Genomic DNA, 14,794 nt, shown 5'->3' with positions numbered 1-14,794 from the left:
CCTCCGTCCGCTGATGTCAGTCCCGCCGACCACCGCACCGAGAGGCTCCCGTCACCGACCGACCGCCCCGCCGACGGGGGGAGCATGAACGACGACGTCGAGCGCGTCCTGCGCGACGACCCGGTCATGGCCGACCTCATCGACGCGCACGGACGCATCGAGTTCGCGCCCGCGGACAACGAGTTCGAGCGGCTCAGCGTCTCCATCATCAACCAGCAGCTCTCCACGGCGTCGGCGGCCGCCATCCGTGAACGGGCCTTCGACGTCGTCGGCGACGACGTGACGCCGACGGCGGTCCTGGCCGCCGACGAGGACGCGCTCCGCGACGCCGGGCTGAGCGCGACGAAAGTCGACTACCTCCGGAACGCCGCAGAGGCGTTCCGCAACCGCGACCTCACTCGCGAAGGCCTCGCCGACCTGTCCGACGAGGAGGTCGTCTCGGCGCTCACCGAAATCAAGGGCATCGGCGAGTGGTCCGCGCACATGTACCTGATTTTCACGCTCGGCCGGGAGGACGTCCTCCCGCTCGGCGACCTCGCGGTGCGCCGCGGCTTCGAGGAGCTGTACGGCGCGGAGAGCCGAAGCGAGATGCGCGACATCGCGGCGCAGTGGCGCCCCTACCGGAGCTACGGGACGCGGTACATCTGGGAAGGCTCCGACTGACTGACCGCGGCGGTCGTGCTTCGGATTCGGTCCGTGGGAAAGAAAAGCCGTCGACGCCGCGTCGACGGAGTCGTCCGGGGCCGTTAGAGTTCGACCGCGCTCTTCGAACTCAGCGACTGCGGGACCTGCACCCGGATCGTCGTCGTCGCGCCGGACATCGTGTTGATCTTCAGCGTCACCTCTTCGCCCTCAGACAGGGTACCGGTGAAGTTCCCGCTGCCGAGTTCGAAGATGAGTTTGACGCGGTCGTCCGGGTCGTTCAGGACGGGCGCGGAGTTGTCCGCGTCCTTGACCTCCGCGTAGGTGAACGAGCCGTCGGCCGCACTGCCGACGGAACTCTCCGTCAGGGTGTACGTGCCGTCCGGCCCGATCCAAGACACTGTGGCGTTCAGGAGGTCGATGTCGCCGGCGCCGGGCGCCTGAGACACCGTCACGTTCACCTTGTCGATGGTTTCGCTGCCGGTGACGTGACCGGTCGTCGAAACCGCCTGGAGGCGGTTAGAGACCTGCTGGCTGGACTGTTCGCCTGTCGCTTGCGCTTTCGACTGGAGGAACCCAGCCGTGTTGATGAGTACGCCCGCGGCGATAGCGGCGACGAGCACCATCGCGATGAACACGATGAGCGTCCCGATGCCGACTTGGCCGCGCTCTTCCTCGTCCGTAATGAATTCGAACATTTGTCGTTGTGCTCCCACCCGTTCGCAGATGCGAAGGGGGATACTCTGACGAGCAGCAAGGTGACTCATATATGTTACCTGCAGAGTATTCGAGTTGATATTCGCGCCTCGAACGGCGAGACTGCGGTGGATTGACACGAGTCGCCGAGCAGTAGAGAACAGTTTCAACGAACAGATAGTTCTCGGAAAATTTCGGGCAGAAGAAACCGAGTCGTCGGCGAGCCGCCGTTACTCGTCGTCCGCGTCGGCGTCGTCGCCCTTCATCGTCTGCAGTTGGTCGACGAGGTCGTCCGTCGAGGCGCCCGCCTCGAAGCTCGCCTCCCCATCGTGTTCGGACTCGTGTGCGTCGACCGTCGAGCCGTCGCCGGCTTCCCCGCCGTCGTTCTGTTGACGTTCCTGCTCGGACTCGTCGTAGCTCCCAAAGCCCATACCGGGTCGAGCGGACGGGCACTGATAAACCGACCGGCCTGCGTTCGCCTCGTGAGAACTCGTCTCACCCCATCTCCGCGGGGTCCCCCATGCCTTCCTTGACGCCGACGTGGATGAGCGCGAGGTTCACCGGGTAGGCGGCGACGAGCCCGACGGTGAGCGACACCACGAGGCTCGACCAGAACAGGACGTCGCCGATGGCGGCCTCACCGGCGAGCCACAGGTCGACGCCGATTGCGGTCGCCTCCATCGCGGTGATGCTCGCGGTTTCGCTGTAGACGGCGTCGCGGAACGCCGCCGGGAACGCCATCCCCTCCTCCAGGAGCGGCCCGACGGTGAGCGCCATCCCGAACGCGTACGCCGCGGTGAACGTCCCGGCGACGACCCACGTGGTTCCGAGCGACAGGACGCCGACGGTGACGACGACCCCGAGGACCTCGCCGGCGCCACACCCCGAGTAGCAGTGTGCGACCGACCGGACGCCGCGGCGCCACGGCGAGTCGTGCGGAATCTGGGTGCGGCCGGCGAACCAGTACAGCGCCAGCCCGAGCGGCCCGGAGTAGAGGACGGTGAGCGTCCACACCCACCGCATCAGCCGCGGAATCGCGGCGTTGTTCGCCGCGAGGTCGTACCGGACCGCGACGAGTGACGCGACCACCAGCACGGCCCAGACTGCGAGTGCCTGCGGGTCCGTGACGACTGCCTCCAGCGCGGATTCGAGCGACACACCGACCTGTTCGGCTCAACGTAGTTTACGGCGGCGGCCGACGCGGACGGCCGAGCGGCGCGTGTCTGCGCGGCTCGCCCGCTACTCCAGCCCTTCTTCCTCCTCTTCGTCGCGGTCCTCGGTCCGCGTCTCGTCGGCGTACCGCTGGACGTCGACGCGGTAGTGCTGGAGGATGTCGCGGCCGAGCAGCAGCGGGTAGCTCATGTGCGAGCGGTCCTCAACGCTCGCGGTCACCGTGTGCTGCTGGCCGCCGATGCCGACGACGAGGTCGACGACCGGCCGGGCCTTCCCGGACTTCATCGACCCGGACTTGACGCGCGTCATGCTCTTGATTGGGCCGGCGCCGATTTCGGCGGCGAGTTCCGTGTCGATGCTCGACCGGGTCGCGCCCGTGTCCGACTTCGCGTACGCCTGCGTCGACCCGCGGGTGCCGGCGACGACGACGTCCTCGATGTAGCCGATGATGGGCGTCTCCTTCGGCGACTCCTGAGTGGTCCGCGGCATGCAGGTCGGCGTCGCGTCGTCCAGCGTCGCGGTCAGCTCCGTCACGCGCTCGTCGTCGACGTCGCCGCCGACGTGTTCGATGGCGAGCCTCGCGATGTGCGGCGCGGGCGAGCGGCCCGTCGCCTTGAACAGCCCCTTGAAGCCGGCCGTCGGGTTCACTTCGAGGACGTACCAGCCGTCGTACCCCTGAACGAGGTCGACGCCGGCGTAGTCGAGCCCGACCGCGTCGGCGGCGCGGAGCGCCATCTCCCGCGACTCCTCGGAGAGCGAGTCGGTCGCGTCCTCGACGTCGCCGCCGAGCGCGACGTTCGTGCGCCAGTCGCCCTCCGGCGCGTAGCGGTTCATCGCGCCGACGATTTCGTCGCCGACGACGTAGACGCGGAGGTCGTGGTGGCGGACCTCGTCGCGGTCGATGAGTTCCTGCAAGAACGCCTGCCGGTTCCCGACCATCGGGTTCACCGGCTCCGTGAAGTCGACCTTCCAGGTGCCGCCGCCGTGGGTGCCGATGGCGGTCTTGTAGACGCCCTCGTCGCCGAAGCGGCCGCGGCCCTCGTTCAGTTTCCGGTTCGACAGCGCGAGCAGCGCGTCCGGGACGCGGATGCCGGCCTCCGCGAGCGCGACGGCCGACGCGAACTTGTGGACCGCGGTCAGCACCGACGACGGCTCGTTCAGCATCGGCCGCGCCGCCGCGAACGTCTGCGCCAGCCCGAGCCCCTCGGCGGGCTCTTCGGTGTTCGACAGCAGCATCCGGTTCGCGACGACGTCGACGTCAGGGTCGAGCACGACGTCGCTGTCGACCAGATTGACGCTCGTGTTCTCCTCGCGCAGCCACACCGGCTCGTGGCCGAGCGCCTCCACCGCGTTACAGATGGCCTTCGACTCCTTGCTCGTGTGCAGCGACAGAACCCCCACTCGAACCGAATCGTCCGTCATACTGTTCGGCACAGCCGGTCGCGCAAAAGAACTCCCGGTTGGTGCGGCCTCTGTGACTCGCTCCCGGGGCACAGACCGGTTCGACCCGCTCTCGCAGTCGGCTCGCCGCCGCAGTGCGGTTCACACGCACGCTTATACGCGGGGCTCTCCGAGGCTACGACATGACCGACGACGGGGCGTTCACCTACAACGGCGGGAAGGTGGAGCCGGGCGAACAGCAGAACATCAGGTACGTCGTCTCGGAGACGTACCTCGGCGACCCCGTCCGCATCCCCGTCACCATCGTCAACGGGGAACGGGACGGCCCGACCGTGTTCCTCTCGGCGGCGGCCCACGGCGACGAACTGAACGGCATCGAGGTGGTCCGCGAAGTGGCGTTCGAGTGGGACCGCTCGGACCTCGCCGGGACGCTCATCTGCATGCCGGTGTTGAACGTCCCGGCGTTCCTCGCCCAGCAGCGCTACCTCCCGGTGTACGACCGCGACCTGAACCGGTCGTTCCCGGGCGCGGCGGACTCGACGTCGTCCAAGCGGATGGCGCACACCATCTTCACGAACTTCATCGAGCCGTGCGACCTCGGCTTGGACTTCCACACGTCGACGCGCGGCCGGACGAACATGGTCCACGTCCGCGCCGACATGTCGAACCCCGAGGTCGCGCGGCTCGCGCGCGCCTTCGGCAGCAACGTCGTCATCGACAGCGAGGGCAGCAGCGGCATGCTGCGGGTCGAAGCCGCGGCGGTCGACACCCCGACGATCACGGTGGAGATGGGCGAGGCACACCGGTTCCAGCGGACCCTCATCGACGACGCACTTGACGGCGTCCGCAGCGTGTTCGGCGAGTACGGCGTCACCGACCCGGCGGCCGTGCGCTGGCCGGGGTGGCGCACCGTCATCACCGACGAAAAGGAGAAGACGTGGCTGCGCGCGGACGCCGGCGGCATGGTCGACATGCACTTCGAGAAGGGGGCGCTCGTCCACGAGGGCGACACGGTGTGTACGATAACGAACCCGTTCAAGGACGACAACACGGCGGTCGTCGCGCCGTTCACCGGGCTGCTCGTCGGCGTCCTCGAAAACCCGGTGGTCTACCCGGGGAACCCGCTGTGCCACCTCGTCGAACTCGACGAGTCGACGCGACGCGCCGTCGAACTGGAGCAGTCGCCGGTCAGCGACAACGCGACCTGAGCGGAGCGCATCGGGGCTGTCGGGCGCGGAGCGGCCGCGAGGTAAGCGTTGCCCGAACCACGGTTGATGTCGCCCGACTGCGTCGGGGCGGCGCGCGCCCGCGGGGCGATACACGTAACTACTATACTACGGGGGAACGCAGCCTCGTACACCCATGAGCCAGTCGTACGACAGAGGCCTCATCGAGGACTTCGGCCGGTGGCGGGAGTTCTCGGCGGGGATGTGGGCGTGGGTGTTCCACAAGTTCACGGGCTGGGTGCTCGTGGGCTACCTCTTCACCCACATCGCCGTCCTGAGTACCGCCATCTCCGCGGCCGGCAACGCGCAGGCCATCGCGGCGGAGAACGACGTTTACACCACAGTCATCTCGACGCTTGAGAGCCTGCTCGTCGTCCGCGTCCTCGAAGTCGGGCTGCTGGCGGTCGCCGTGTTCCACATCCTGAACGGCTGCCGCCTGCTGCTCGTCGACCTCGGCATCGGCCTCGAATCACAGGACAAGAGCTTCTACGCGTCGCTCATCCTCACCGGCGCCATCGTCGTCGCGTCGGTGCCGACGTTCGTCGAGGGGGTGCTCTGAGATGGCGGAGCGCTACTCCTCGTTCGAGAAGGGCGGGCGGCAGTGGCTCTGGCAGCGCATCACGGCGGCGTTCCTCGTCGTCGTGCTCGCGTTCCACTTCTTCCTGCTTCACTTCGTCAACCACGCCGCCGAAGTGACGTTCATGCAGAGCAGCATGCGGATGGAGAACGTCACCTACTACTCGCTGATGGTGCTGTTCCTCGTCACCGCGACGTTCCACGGCGTCAACGGCGTCTACAACGCCCTGCTGAATCAGGGTCTCTCCGGGACGAAGCGGCAGGTCGTGAAGTACGCGCTGCTCGCCGCGAGCCTCGTCGTCATCGTCCAGGGAGTCCGCACCGCGAACGCGTGGGCCGGCCTACCGACGTTCTAAACCATGAGTACGCACGTTCCAGACACCGAATCCGACACGGAGACCGCCGACGAGTCGCTCCCGTCCGCCCAGGAAGCGCGGATGCAGAAGAAAGCCGAGGCGCGCGCCGACCGCGAAGAGCGCGCCCGCCAGGACGCCGAAGCGGCCGCGTCCAGCGACGAAAGCACCTACCACCTCAAGGTGTTCCGGTACGACCCCGAGGTGGAGGGGAAGATGGAGCCGCGGTTCGACGACTTCTACGTCCCCTACGAGAAGGGGATGACGGTGCTCGACGCGCTCATCCACGCGCGCGACACCTTCGACTCGTCGCTGACGTTCCGCCACTCCTGCCGGCAGGCCATCTGCGGGTCGGACGCCATGTTCATCAACGGCTCGCAGCGGCTCGGCTGCAAGACCCAGCTGTCGGACCTCGAAGAGCCGGTCCGCGTCGAGCCGCTCCCGCACGCCGAAGTCCGGAAGGACCTCGTCGTCGACATGGAGCACTTCTACGACCAGATGGAGGCGGTCGAGCCGTACTTCCAGACGAACGAGCTGCCGGACGGCGAACTGGAAGAGCAGCGGCAGACGCGGGAGAACCGCGAGAAGGTGAAGATGTCGACGCGCTGCATCTGGTGTGGCGCCTGCATGTCCTCCTGTAACATCGCCGCCGGCACCAACGAGTACCTCGGCCCGGCGGCCATCAACAAGGCGTACCGGTTCGCGATGGACGAACGCGAAGGCGAGGACATGAAAGAACACCGGCTCAACGTCCTCGAACAGGAGAACGGCGTGTGGCGCTGTCAGACCCAGTTCTCCTGCACCGAGGTGTGCCCGAAGGACATCCCGCTCACCGAGCACATCCAGGAGCTGAAGCGGGAGGCCGTGAAGAACAACCTGAAGTTCTGGTAGCGACCCGACCCGTCCAGAGCACCCGACTCACATTCGACCGACACCCGACACGACACAACTCAACGAAACCATGCACGAACACGACGTCATCGTGGTCGGCGCCGGCGGCTCCGGGCTACGGGCCGCCATCGCCGCCCAGGAGGAAGGCGCGGACGTAGCCATCGTCTCGAAGCTCCACCCGGTGCGAAGCCACACCGGGGCGGCCGAAGGCGGCATCAACGCCGCCCTCCGCGAGGGCGACTCCTGGGAGGACCACGCGTACGACACGATGAAAGGCTCCGACTACCTCGGGGACGCCCCGGCCATCGAGACGCTGTGCCAGGACTCCCCCGAGGAGGTCATCCAGCTGGAACACTGGGGAATGGCGTTCAGCCGCGACGACGACGGCCGCGTCTCCCAGCGGCCGTTCGGCGGGCTGTCGTTCCCGCGCACCACCTACGCGGGCGCCGAAACCGGCCACCAGCTGCTGCACACCATGTACGAACAGCTCGTCAAGCGCGGCATCACCGTCTACGACGAGTGGTACGTGACGGACCTCGCCGTCTCCGACGAGGACGAACCGGAGGACCGCTCGTGTCACGGCGTCGTCGCGTACGACCTGCAGACCGGCGAGGTCTCCGGGTTCCGCGCGACCGACGGCGTCGTGCTCGCGACCGGCGGGCTCGGCCAGGTGTTCGATCACACCACGAACGCGGTGGCGAACACCGGCGACGGCGTCGCGATGGCGTACCGCGCCGGCGTCCCCATCGAGGACATGGAGTTCATCCAGTTCCACCCGACGACGCTCCCGAGCACCGGCGTGCTCATCACTGAGGGCGTCCGCGGCGAGGGCGGCATCCTCTACAACGAGGAGGGGGAGCGGTTCATGTTCGAGTACGGCTACGCCAGCAACGCCGGCGAACTCGCCTCCCGCGACGTCGTCGCACGCGCCGAACTCACCGAGGTGAACGAGGGCCGCGGCATCGACGACGAGTACGTCCACCTCGACATGCGCCACCTCGGCGAGGAGCGCATCATCGACCGGCTCGAGAACATCGTCCACCTCTCGGAGGACTTCGAGGGCGTCAATCCGCTAGACGAGCCGATGCCGGTGAAGCCCGGCCAGCACTACGCGATGGGCGGCATCGAGACCGACGAGAACGGCGCGACCTGCGTCGACGGCCTGTACGCGGTCGGCGAGTGCGCCTGCGCCTCCGTCCACGGCTCGAACCGCCTCGGCGGCAACGCGCTCCCCGAACTCATCGTGTTCGGCAAGCGCGCCGGCCGACACGCCGCGGGCGCCGACCTCGGCGACGCCGAGATCCCGACCGGAAAGCCCGACGACTACGAGCCCGGCGAAGTCGACACGCCCGTCGAACCCGGCGCCGTCGACTCGGCCGGCGACAGGACGGCCGCGGACGGCGGCGTCGCCGAGGCGGACGCGGACGGCGGCGCGGTCGTCGAACGCGCCGTCGACGACCAGCGCGACCGGATTCAGTCGCTGCTCGACGAGGAGGACGGCGTCCAGCACGCCGAGGTCCGAAGCGACGTCCAGGAGACGATGACCGCGAACGTGAACGTGTTCCGCGAGGAGGACGGGCTGAAAGAGGCGCTCGCGGACATCCGCGAGGCCCGCGAGGCGTACCAGGACGTCTACGTGAAAGACCCGTCGCGGACGTTCAACACCGAACTCATCCAGACCATCGAGACCCGGAACGTCATCGACGTCGCCGAAGCCATCACGCTCGGTGCGCTCGCCCGTGAGGAGTTCCGGGGCGCCCACTGGCGCGCGGAGTTCCAGGAGCGCCGCGACGACGAGTGGCTGAAACACACGATGCTGTCGTGGAACGACGGGACGCCGGAGCTGTGGTACCGGCCGGTCATCCTCGAAGGCGAGGAGAAGGAGTACGAACCGAAAATCCGGTCGTACTGACCGACCGAGCCGACTCACCATCGACGGGAGCGGTCGCCGCCGGTCGACGCGACCGACGCGCACCCCGGTTTCTCTCCGTCAAGAGTCGAACTCCGCGGCCGCATCGGCGCTGCGGTGGCCGCGAAACCACGCCACGCTCCTCCCGTTACTTCCGCTCGTCGCTGCGTTCGGCCGCCTCGACCCGGTTTCGACTATCGTCGTACAGTAGTTTTACGGGTGTCGAAGTACTGGGTGCGGGTACGAATGCAGGCCACGTCTCGAACCGACGCCACCCCCGCGTCGGACTCGGCAACCGAACCGACGATGGAGCAGGTCCCGGACGACCTGAACTCGCCGCGGGCGAAACTGGTGTATCTGTACCTCGCCACGCACGGCGCCGTCACCGAGGACGAACTGTGCGACGGCCTCGGCATGAAACGCATCTCGCTGTACAGCATCCTCAAAACGCTCCGCGGCGCCGACCACGTCACGAAAGACGGCGACCGCTACGTCCTGAACTGACCTGATTCTCCCCGTTCGCGTCCACCGCTCCGGCAGCGACGGCGCCGAACGGCCTCCGAGGCGGCGTTCGGCGCGGTTCAGCCGCCCAGGAAGTCCTTGCGGACCTGCTCGTCGCCGAGCAGCGCCTCGCCGGAGTCGACGTAGGCGTTCTCGCCGTTCACGAGGACGTAGCCGCGGTCGCAGCGCCGAAGCGCCTCCTTCGCGTTCTGCTCCACCATCAGGACGGCGGTGCCGTCGTCGTTGATGCGGTCGATTCGGTCGAACATCTCCTCGACGAGGTCCGGGGCGAGCCCCGCCGACGGCTCGTCGAGCAGCAGCAGGTCCGGGTCGAGCATCAGCGCGCGACCCATCGCGAGCATCTGCCGCTGCCCGCCGGACATCGTGCCGGCGCGCTGGTCCGAGCGCTCCTCGAGAATCGGGAACCGGTCGTAGACGGCGCGAATCTGGTCCTCCGGCACTTCGTCGAGGATGTACGCGCCCATCTCGAGGTTCTCCCGGACCGTGAGGCTCTCGAAGACGTTCTCGTTCTGCGGGACGTAGCCGACGCCGAGGTGGATGATTTCCTCCGGTCGGAGGCCGTGAATCTCCTCGTCGTCGAACTCGATGCTGCCGTCCATGTACGTCGTCAGCCCGAAGACGGACTTCATCACCGTCGACTTCCCGGCGCCGTTCGGCCCGACGATCGTCACGTACTCCTCGGCGGCGACGTCGAGGTCGACGTCCGAGAGAATCTGGAGGTCGCCGTAGCCGGCGTCGAGGCCGCGGACCTCCAGCAGGGAGTCGTCCGGCGTGTCGGCCTCCTCGGCGGCGGTCGCGTCGGCGCCGTCAGCCGCGGCGTCGCTTCCGTCGGTCATTCGACGTCACCTCCGAGGTACGCCTCGATGACCTGTTCGTTCTCCGTGACCGCCTCGGGCGGCCCCTCGGCGAGCACCTGCCCCTGATGCATGACGATGACGCGTTCGCAGTTGTTCATGATGACGTCCATGTCGTGTTCCACGAGCAGGAACGTGTTCCCGCGTTCGCGGAGCTCGTGGATGCGGTCGAGCAGCTTCTCTTCGAGCGTCGGGTTCACGCCGGCCAGCGGCTCGTCGAGCAGGACGAGCTCCGGGTCGGTCATGAGCGCCCGCGCCATCTCCAGCAGTTTCCGCTGGCCGCCGGAGAGGTTCCCGGCGTACTCCTCGGCGAGGTGGTCGATTTCGAAGAATTCGAGCTGCTTCCACACCTGTTCGAGCAGCTCCTCCTCCTCGCCGACGACGCGGCTGCGCAGCCCCGGCAGCACCGAGTGGAAGAACCGTTCGCCGAGCTGCCCCTGCGGCGCGAGCATCATGTTTTCGAGCACCGTCATCTCCTCCAGTTCGCGGGCGATCTGGAACGTCCGGACCAGGCCGCGGTTCGCGATGTCGTGCGTCTCGAGCCCGGTGATGTCCTCGCCCTGGAACCGGACGGCGCCGGCGGTCGGTTCGTGGACGCCGGTGATGCAGTTGAACGTCGTCGACTTCCCGGCGCCGTTCGGCCCGATGAGCCCCGTGAGCGTCCCCTCCTCGACGGAGAACGTCGCGCCGTCGACGGCCGTGATGCCGCCGAACGTCTTCCGGAGATTCTCGACCTCCAGCGGCGGCTGACCGCCCGATGCGGCGTCGCCGCCGCCGTCGGCGTCGCGCGGGTCGGCCGCCGCGTCTGCGTCCGCTGTGTCGTTCACTGCGGCTCACCTCCGTCGGTGACGGCGTCCGCGGCATCTGGGCCGTCGGAGTCGCCGTCGGCGGACCCGGGCCGCCCGAGCGGAATCGCCGCGGCCTCCTCCTTGCGGTGACCGAGCAGCCCCTCGGGGCGGCGCTGCATCAGCGCGACGAGGATGACGCCGACGAGGATGAATCGGAGCGCGGAGACGTTCGCGAGCAGGAACGACAGCATCGGCAGCACCTTCCCTTCGAACAGCGGCCCGACCGCGGCCGTGAAGTTCGCGGGCGTCCCGCCGAACTCGACGTAGTTCGTGACGACGCGGCGGACGTACGTCGGGCCCTGCCAGACGAGCGACGCGAACAGCGCGCCGCCGAGCACGCTCCCGGTGTTGGAGCCGGCGCCGCCGATGATGAGCGCGACCCAGATGTAGAACGTGATGATGGGCTTGAACGCGCCCGGGTTCGTGTACCCCTGGCTGCCCTGCCAGAGGATGCCGCCGAGCCCCATCAGCCCGCAGCCGAACATGAACGCGACGATCTTGAACCGCCGCGTGTCCTTGCCGAGCGCCTCCGCGACGGTTTCGTCCTCGCGGATGGCCTTGAGGACGCGGCCGAACGGGGAGTTGCCGACGCGGACGAGCAGCACGTAAAACAGCGCGACGAAACACGTGAGCACGAGCACGTACGCCGCGTTGACGATGACCGGCGGCTGGACGGCGAGGTCGAGCGTGAACGCCGGCAGCGGAACGACGCCGAGCCACGACGACCCCGGCGGAATCAGCCGAATCCGGAGCCCTTCGAACAGCGGGAACAGTACGGAGCCGAGCAGCGCCGGCTCGGCGGCCGGACCGAACCCTTCGTAGAACAGCAGGCGGAGCGGATTCCCGGGCATCGAGATGCCGGTCGCGCCGCCGGTCCCGGTCGTCCGCGACGTAATCGACAGCCCGCCGGCGGTGGAAAGCCACGGCACCGTGAACTGCTGGAGCGTCCGGGACTTCAGCGTGATGCGGATGATCTCCGAGAGCGCGACCGTGACGATGGCGAAGTAGTCGGCGCGGAGCCGAAGCGCGGGCAGCGCGGCGACGAGGCCGGCGAGCGACGCCATCAGCATCCCGCCGAGGATGCCGACCGGGAGCGGCAGCCCGAGTCCGGGGATGCCGGCGGCGCCCGCGTCGACCGGCGACGACAGGATGGCCATGGTGTAGACGCCGACGGCCATGAAGCCGGCGACGCCGATGTTGAACACGCCCGTGTACCCCCAGTGGAGGTTCAGCGCGAGCACCAGCATCGCGTACACCGCCGAGAAGAACAGCACCGAGCGGAGCGAACTCACGAGGCCGTTGAACGGGAGGTCGAGCGCCACGGCGAACACGAAGAAGCCGACCGCGACGTGCCCGAGGATGATGGCGAGTTTGTCGACGTCGGAGACGGCCCACCGGTCGCTCAGCCACGCGACGTACGGCTCCGCCGGCGGGGCGACGGCGGCGTACAGCGCCGCGACGACGACGCCGGCGTAGATGAAGCCGATGAGGCTGCCGCCGACCGGCAGCGACGACAGGTCGAACGACAGCACCGCGAACACGACGGCGAAGCCGACGGCGAGGTGTGCGAGCGCGGTGGCCCAGGCGGCGGCGCCGCCGGCCGCCCAGCGGTCCCGGAACCACTCGCGGTACGGGGTCCAGCCGGGGACGTCGCGGTCGTCGTCGAAGCCGACTGTCACGTCGTCGTCACCCCCGAGAACAGTCCGGACGGCTTGAACAGCAGCACGAATATCATGACGGCGAACGCGGCGACCGTCGAGAACTCGCTCGGAATCCAGACGAGCGCGAGGTTCTGTGCGAGCCCCATGACGACGCCGCCGAACATGGCGCCGTAGATGGAGCCGATGCCGCCGAGGATGACGGCGGCGAAGATGAGCAGCAGCAGAATCCAGCCGAACTGGAAGTTCATCGTGCCGCGTTCGAGCGCGATGAGGAAGCCGCCGGCGCCCGCGAGGCCGCCGCCGATGATCCAGGTGAACCGGACGACGCGCTCGGTCGGGATGCCGGTGACGCGAGCCAGGTCCTCGTTGTCGGCCATCGCGCGCATCGCTTTCCCGAGCTTGGTCCGCTGCAACAGCAGATGCACGCCGTACATCAGTCCGGCCGCGACGACGACCAGCGTGAGCTGGTGGCCGCCGAAGCCGACGACGCCGCCGGGCAGCGACAGCGTGAACTCCGGGACCGACTGCGCGTCGGTGAGCCCGCGGGTGCGGGAACTCCAGATGATGTAGATGGTGTACCGGAGCGCGAGCGCGACGCCGATGGAGGCGATGAGCAGCGAGATGCCTTCCTGGTCGCGCATCGGCTTGTAGACGACGCGGTCGATGGCGAGCGACAGCACCACCGCGACAGCGGCCGAGACGACGAGGCCGGCGACGATGGCGAGCGGCGTGTTCACGACGGAGACGCCGAGTTCGCGCGTCGAGATGGAGCCGATGAACAGCAGCGTCGCCGCGTCGAACTGGCCGAAGCCGGCGACGAGCCACGTGACCGACCAGCCGGCGAACGCGCCGGTGGTGACGTAGTCGCCGTGGCCGAAGTTCGCGAAGTTCAGAATGCTGTACGTCATCGAGAGTCCGACGCCCGCCAGTCCGATGGAGAGGCCGACGACGAGTCCCTCCCACAGGTAGGTGACGAGCTGGGCGACCGTGAGGCCGCCCGGCGTCGAGAGCTGTCTGAACACGTCGAACAGGAGCACGACCACCAGCAGCGTCGCCAGGATGGCGAACGACCGGTTCGATGCGAACTCCCGTCCGCGCGTGTACGTTTCATTGATCCCCATTGCGATACCTTCTCACAGTTCTCGGGTGGCCTGACGGAGTTAAATGTTCCCACACGAGCGGCAAAAATCCGGGGAAGCGACGGTTCACGGTGGCGTTGGCGACCTGAGAGGTGCGGGGCGAAACACCCAACCCTGCGACGCTCCTTCCCGTGAACGATGGACGGAGTCGCGGTCGAACCCGGAAGCGTCGCTGACGCGGACGCGGTCGCCGACCTCTGGGTGGAGTTGGCGCGCGGCCAGCGCGACCACGGGTCTACGCTCACCGCGGCGCCGAACCGGACCGCCGCCCGCGACGACGCCGCGCGCCACGCGGTCACCGGCGGTCTGTTCGTCGCCCGCGCCGCCGAAGCCGACCGCTCGGCCGACACCGAAGCCGACGCCGCCGGCGACGCTGACGCCGAAGGCGGCGGTGACACTGACCGCGACGACGATGCCGACGTCGGCGCCGACGACGTCGACGTCGAGGGAGCGCCGGTCGTCGTCGGGTTCGTCACGTGCGGCCCGGAGTCGGAAGGGTACGACCAGGACGTCGACTGCGGCGTCGTGGAGAACCTCTACGTGCGGCCGGCGTACCGCGGCTCCGGCGTCGGCGCCGAACTGCTCAGCCGCGCCGAGGAGTCGCTCGCCGCGGACGGCGCGGACGTCGTCACCCTCGAAGCGATGGCCGACAACGGCGGCGCGCGCCGGTTCTACGAGCGGCACGGCTACGGCGAACACCGCGTCGAGTACCGGAAACCGGTCGGCACGGAGAGCGCCGAAAACGATACCGATTAAACGGAGGACGAAGAACGATAGCCCGCGCCGGGGGAGCATGGGCGGTGCATGCACTCGACTTGTAATCGAGACTTCGCGGGTTCAAATCCCGCCCCCGGCTTGCGAACCGAGGTTCGGCCCGGCCTCCCGACCCCGGGACGGCCGGAG

Annotated in this window: 16 protein-coding genes and 1 tRNA gene; 9 read left to right on the top strand and 8 right to left on the bottom strand. The window is 68.3% G+C overall.

The window, feature by feature from the left end; all coding sequences use genetic code 11:
* Window positions 1-84 precede the first annotated feature (84 nt).
* Complete coding sequence (locus ACQUST_RS12690) at window positions 85-663, top strand: DNA-3-methyladenine glycosylase family protein (protein ID WP_435129140.1); 579 nt, start codon at window positions 85-87, stop codon at window positions 661-663.
* Between the two features lie 83 nt (window positions 664-746).
* Here ACQUST_RS12690 and ACQUST_RS12685 read toward each other — a convergent pair whose 3' ends face one another.
* From ACQUST_RS12685 to ACQUST_RS12670, 4 genes are all read right to left on the bottom strand, one after another.
* Window positions 747-1,340 (bottom strand): archaellin/type IV pilin N-terminal domain-containing protein, encoded by a 594-nt coding sequence (locus ACQUST_RS12685; protein WP_435129137.1) that lies wholly within the window; start codon window positions 1,338-1,340, stop codon window positions 747-749.
* A 228-nt stretch (window positions 1,341-1,568) separates the two neighbouring features.
* Window positions 1,569-1,769: a DUF5786 family protein gene (locus ACQUST_RS12680; protein WP_435129134.1), complete on the bottom strand. Its 201-nt coding sequence runs from the start codon at window positions 1,767-1,769 to the stop codon at window positions 1,569-1,571.
* A 64-nt stretch (window positions 1,770-1,833) separates the two neighbouring features.
* Window positions 1,834-2,496, bottom strand: coding sequence for a DUF4396 domain-containing protein (locus ACQUST_RS12675; protein ID WP_435129132.1), 663 nt, complete (start codon window positions 2,494-2,496; stop codon window positions 1,834-1,836).
* A gap of 81 nt (window positions 2,497-2,577) precedes the next feature.
* Window positions 2,578-3,933: a RimK family alpha-L-glutamate ligase gene (locus ACQUST_RS12670; RefSeq protein WP_435129129.1), complete on the bottom strand. Its 1,356-nt coding sequence runs from the start codon at window positions 3,931-3,933 to the stop codon at window positions 2,578-2,580.
* 161 nt (window positions 3,934-4,094) lie between these two features.
* Here ACQUST_RS12670 and ACQUST_RS12665 point away from each other — a divergent pair, with 161 nt between their 5' ends.
* From ACQUST_RS12665 to ACQUST_RS12640, 6 genes are all read left to right on the top strand, one after another.
* Window positions 4,095-5,120 (top strand): succinylglutamate desuccinylase/aspartoacylase family protein, encoded by a 1,026-nt coding sequence (locus tag ACQUST_RS12665; protein WP_435129126.1) that lies wholly within the window; start codon window positions 4,095-4,097, stop codon window positions 5,118-5,120.
* 154 nt (window positions 5,121-5,274) lie between these two features.
* Window positions 5,275-5,697 (top strand): succinate dehydrogenase, cytochrome b556 subunit, encoded by a 423-nt coding sequence (sdhC, locus tag ACQUST_RS12660; protein WP_435129124.1) that lies wholly within the window; start codon window positions 5,275-5,277, stop codon window positions 5,695-5,697.
* Between the two features lies 1 nt (window position 5,698).
* Window positions 5,699-6,070: a succinate dehydrogenase gene (locus tag ACQUST_RS12655; RefSeq protein ID WP_435129121.1), complete on the top strand. Its 372-nt coding sequence runs from the start codon at window positions 5,699-5,701 to the stop codon at window positions 6,068-6,070.
* Window positions 6,071-6,073: 3 nt separating this feature from the next.
* Entirely contained in the window at window positions 6,074-6,958 is an 885-nt protein-coding gene (gene sdhB / locus ACQUST_RS12650; RefSeq protein WP_435129118.1) for a succinate dehydrogenase iron-sulfur subunit, read from the top strand.
* A gap of 70 nt (window positions 6,959-7,028) precedes the next feature.
* Complete coding sequence (locus ACQUST_RS12645) at window positions 7,029-8,870, top strand: FAD-binding protein (RefSeq protein WP_435129116.1); 1,842 nt, start codon at window positions 7,029-7,031, stop codon at window positions 8,868-8,870.
* 243 nt (window positions 8,871-9,113) lie between these two features.
* A complete protein-coding gene (locus ACQUST_RS12640; protein ID WP_435129113.1) occupies window positions 9,114-9,371 on the top strand; it encodes a TrmB family transcriptional regulator in 258 nt (85 codons plus the stop codon).
* A 77-nt stretch (window positions 9,372-9,448) separates the two neighbouring features.
* Here ACQUST_RS12640 and ACQUST_RS12635 read toward each other — a convergent pair whose 3' ends face one another.
* The 4 genes from ACQUST_RS12635 to ACQUST_RS12620 form a co-directional block, all read right to left on the bottom strand.
* Window positions 9,449-10,225, bottom strand: coding sequence for an ABC transporter ATP-binding protein (locus ACQUST_RS12635; protein ID WP_435129110.1), 777 nt, complete (start codon window positions 10,223-10,225; stop codon window positions 9,449-9,451).
* Complete coding sequence (locus ACQUST_RS12630) at window positions 10,222-11,070, bottom strand: ABC transporter ATP-binding protein (protein WP_435129107.1); 849 nt, start codon at window positions 11,068-11,070, stop codon at window positions 10,222-10,224. Before ACQUST_RS12630 ends, ACQUST_RS12635 begins: the two co-directional genes overlap by 4 nt.
* Window positions 11,067-12,497: a branched-chain amino acid ABC transporter permease gene (locus ACQUST_RS12625; protein WP_435129355.1), complete on the bottom strand. Its 1,431-nt coding sequence runs from the start codon at window positions 12,495-12,497 to the stop codon at window positions 11,067-11,069. The genes ACQUST_RS12630 and ACQUST_RS12625 overlap by 4 nt, the downstream gene beginning before the upstream one ends.
* Before the next feature lie 269 nt (window positions 12,498-12,766).
* The gene (locus tag ACQUST_RS12620; RefSeq protein ID WP_435129104.1) at window positions 12,767-13,873 is read right to left on the bottom strand and encodes a branched-chain amino acid ABC transporter permease; all 1,107 of its coding nucleotides are present in this window, start codon (window positions 13,871-13,873) and stop codon (window positions 12,767-12,769) included.
* Window positions 13,874-14,029: 156 nt separating this feature from the next.
* Here ACQUST_RS12620 and ACQUST_RS12615 point away from each other — a divergent pair, with 156 nt between their 5' ends.
* Window positions 14,030-14,647 (top strand): GNAT family N-acetyltransferase, encoded by a 618-nt coding sequence (locus ACQUST_RS12615; RefSeq protein WP_435129101.1) that lies wholly within the window; start codon window positions 14,030-14,032, stop codon window positions 14,645-14,647.
* A gap of 26 nt (window positions 14,648-14,673) precedes the next feature.
* Window positions 14,674-14,747 (top strand) — tRNA-Thr (locus ACQUST_RS12610).
* Window positions 14,748-14,794: the final 47 nt, after the last annotated feature.

This window comes from Halobaculum sp. D14 (assembly GCF_051195135.1).
Classification (GTDB): Archaea; Halobacteriota; Halobacteria; order Halobacteriales; family Haloferacaceae; genus JBNTKA01.
The sequence above is the reverse complement of the archived record's forward strand: the minus strand, read 5'-3'. Positions and strand labels throughout refer to the sequence as shown.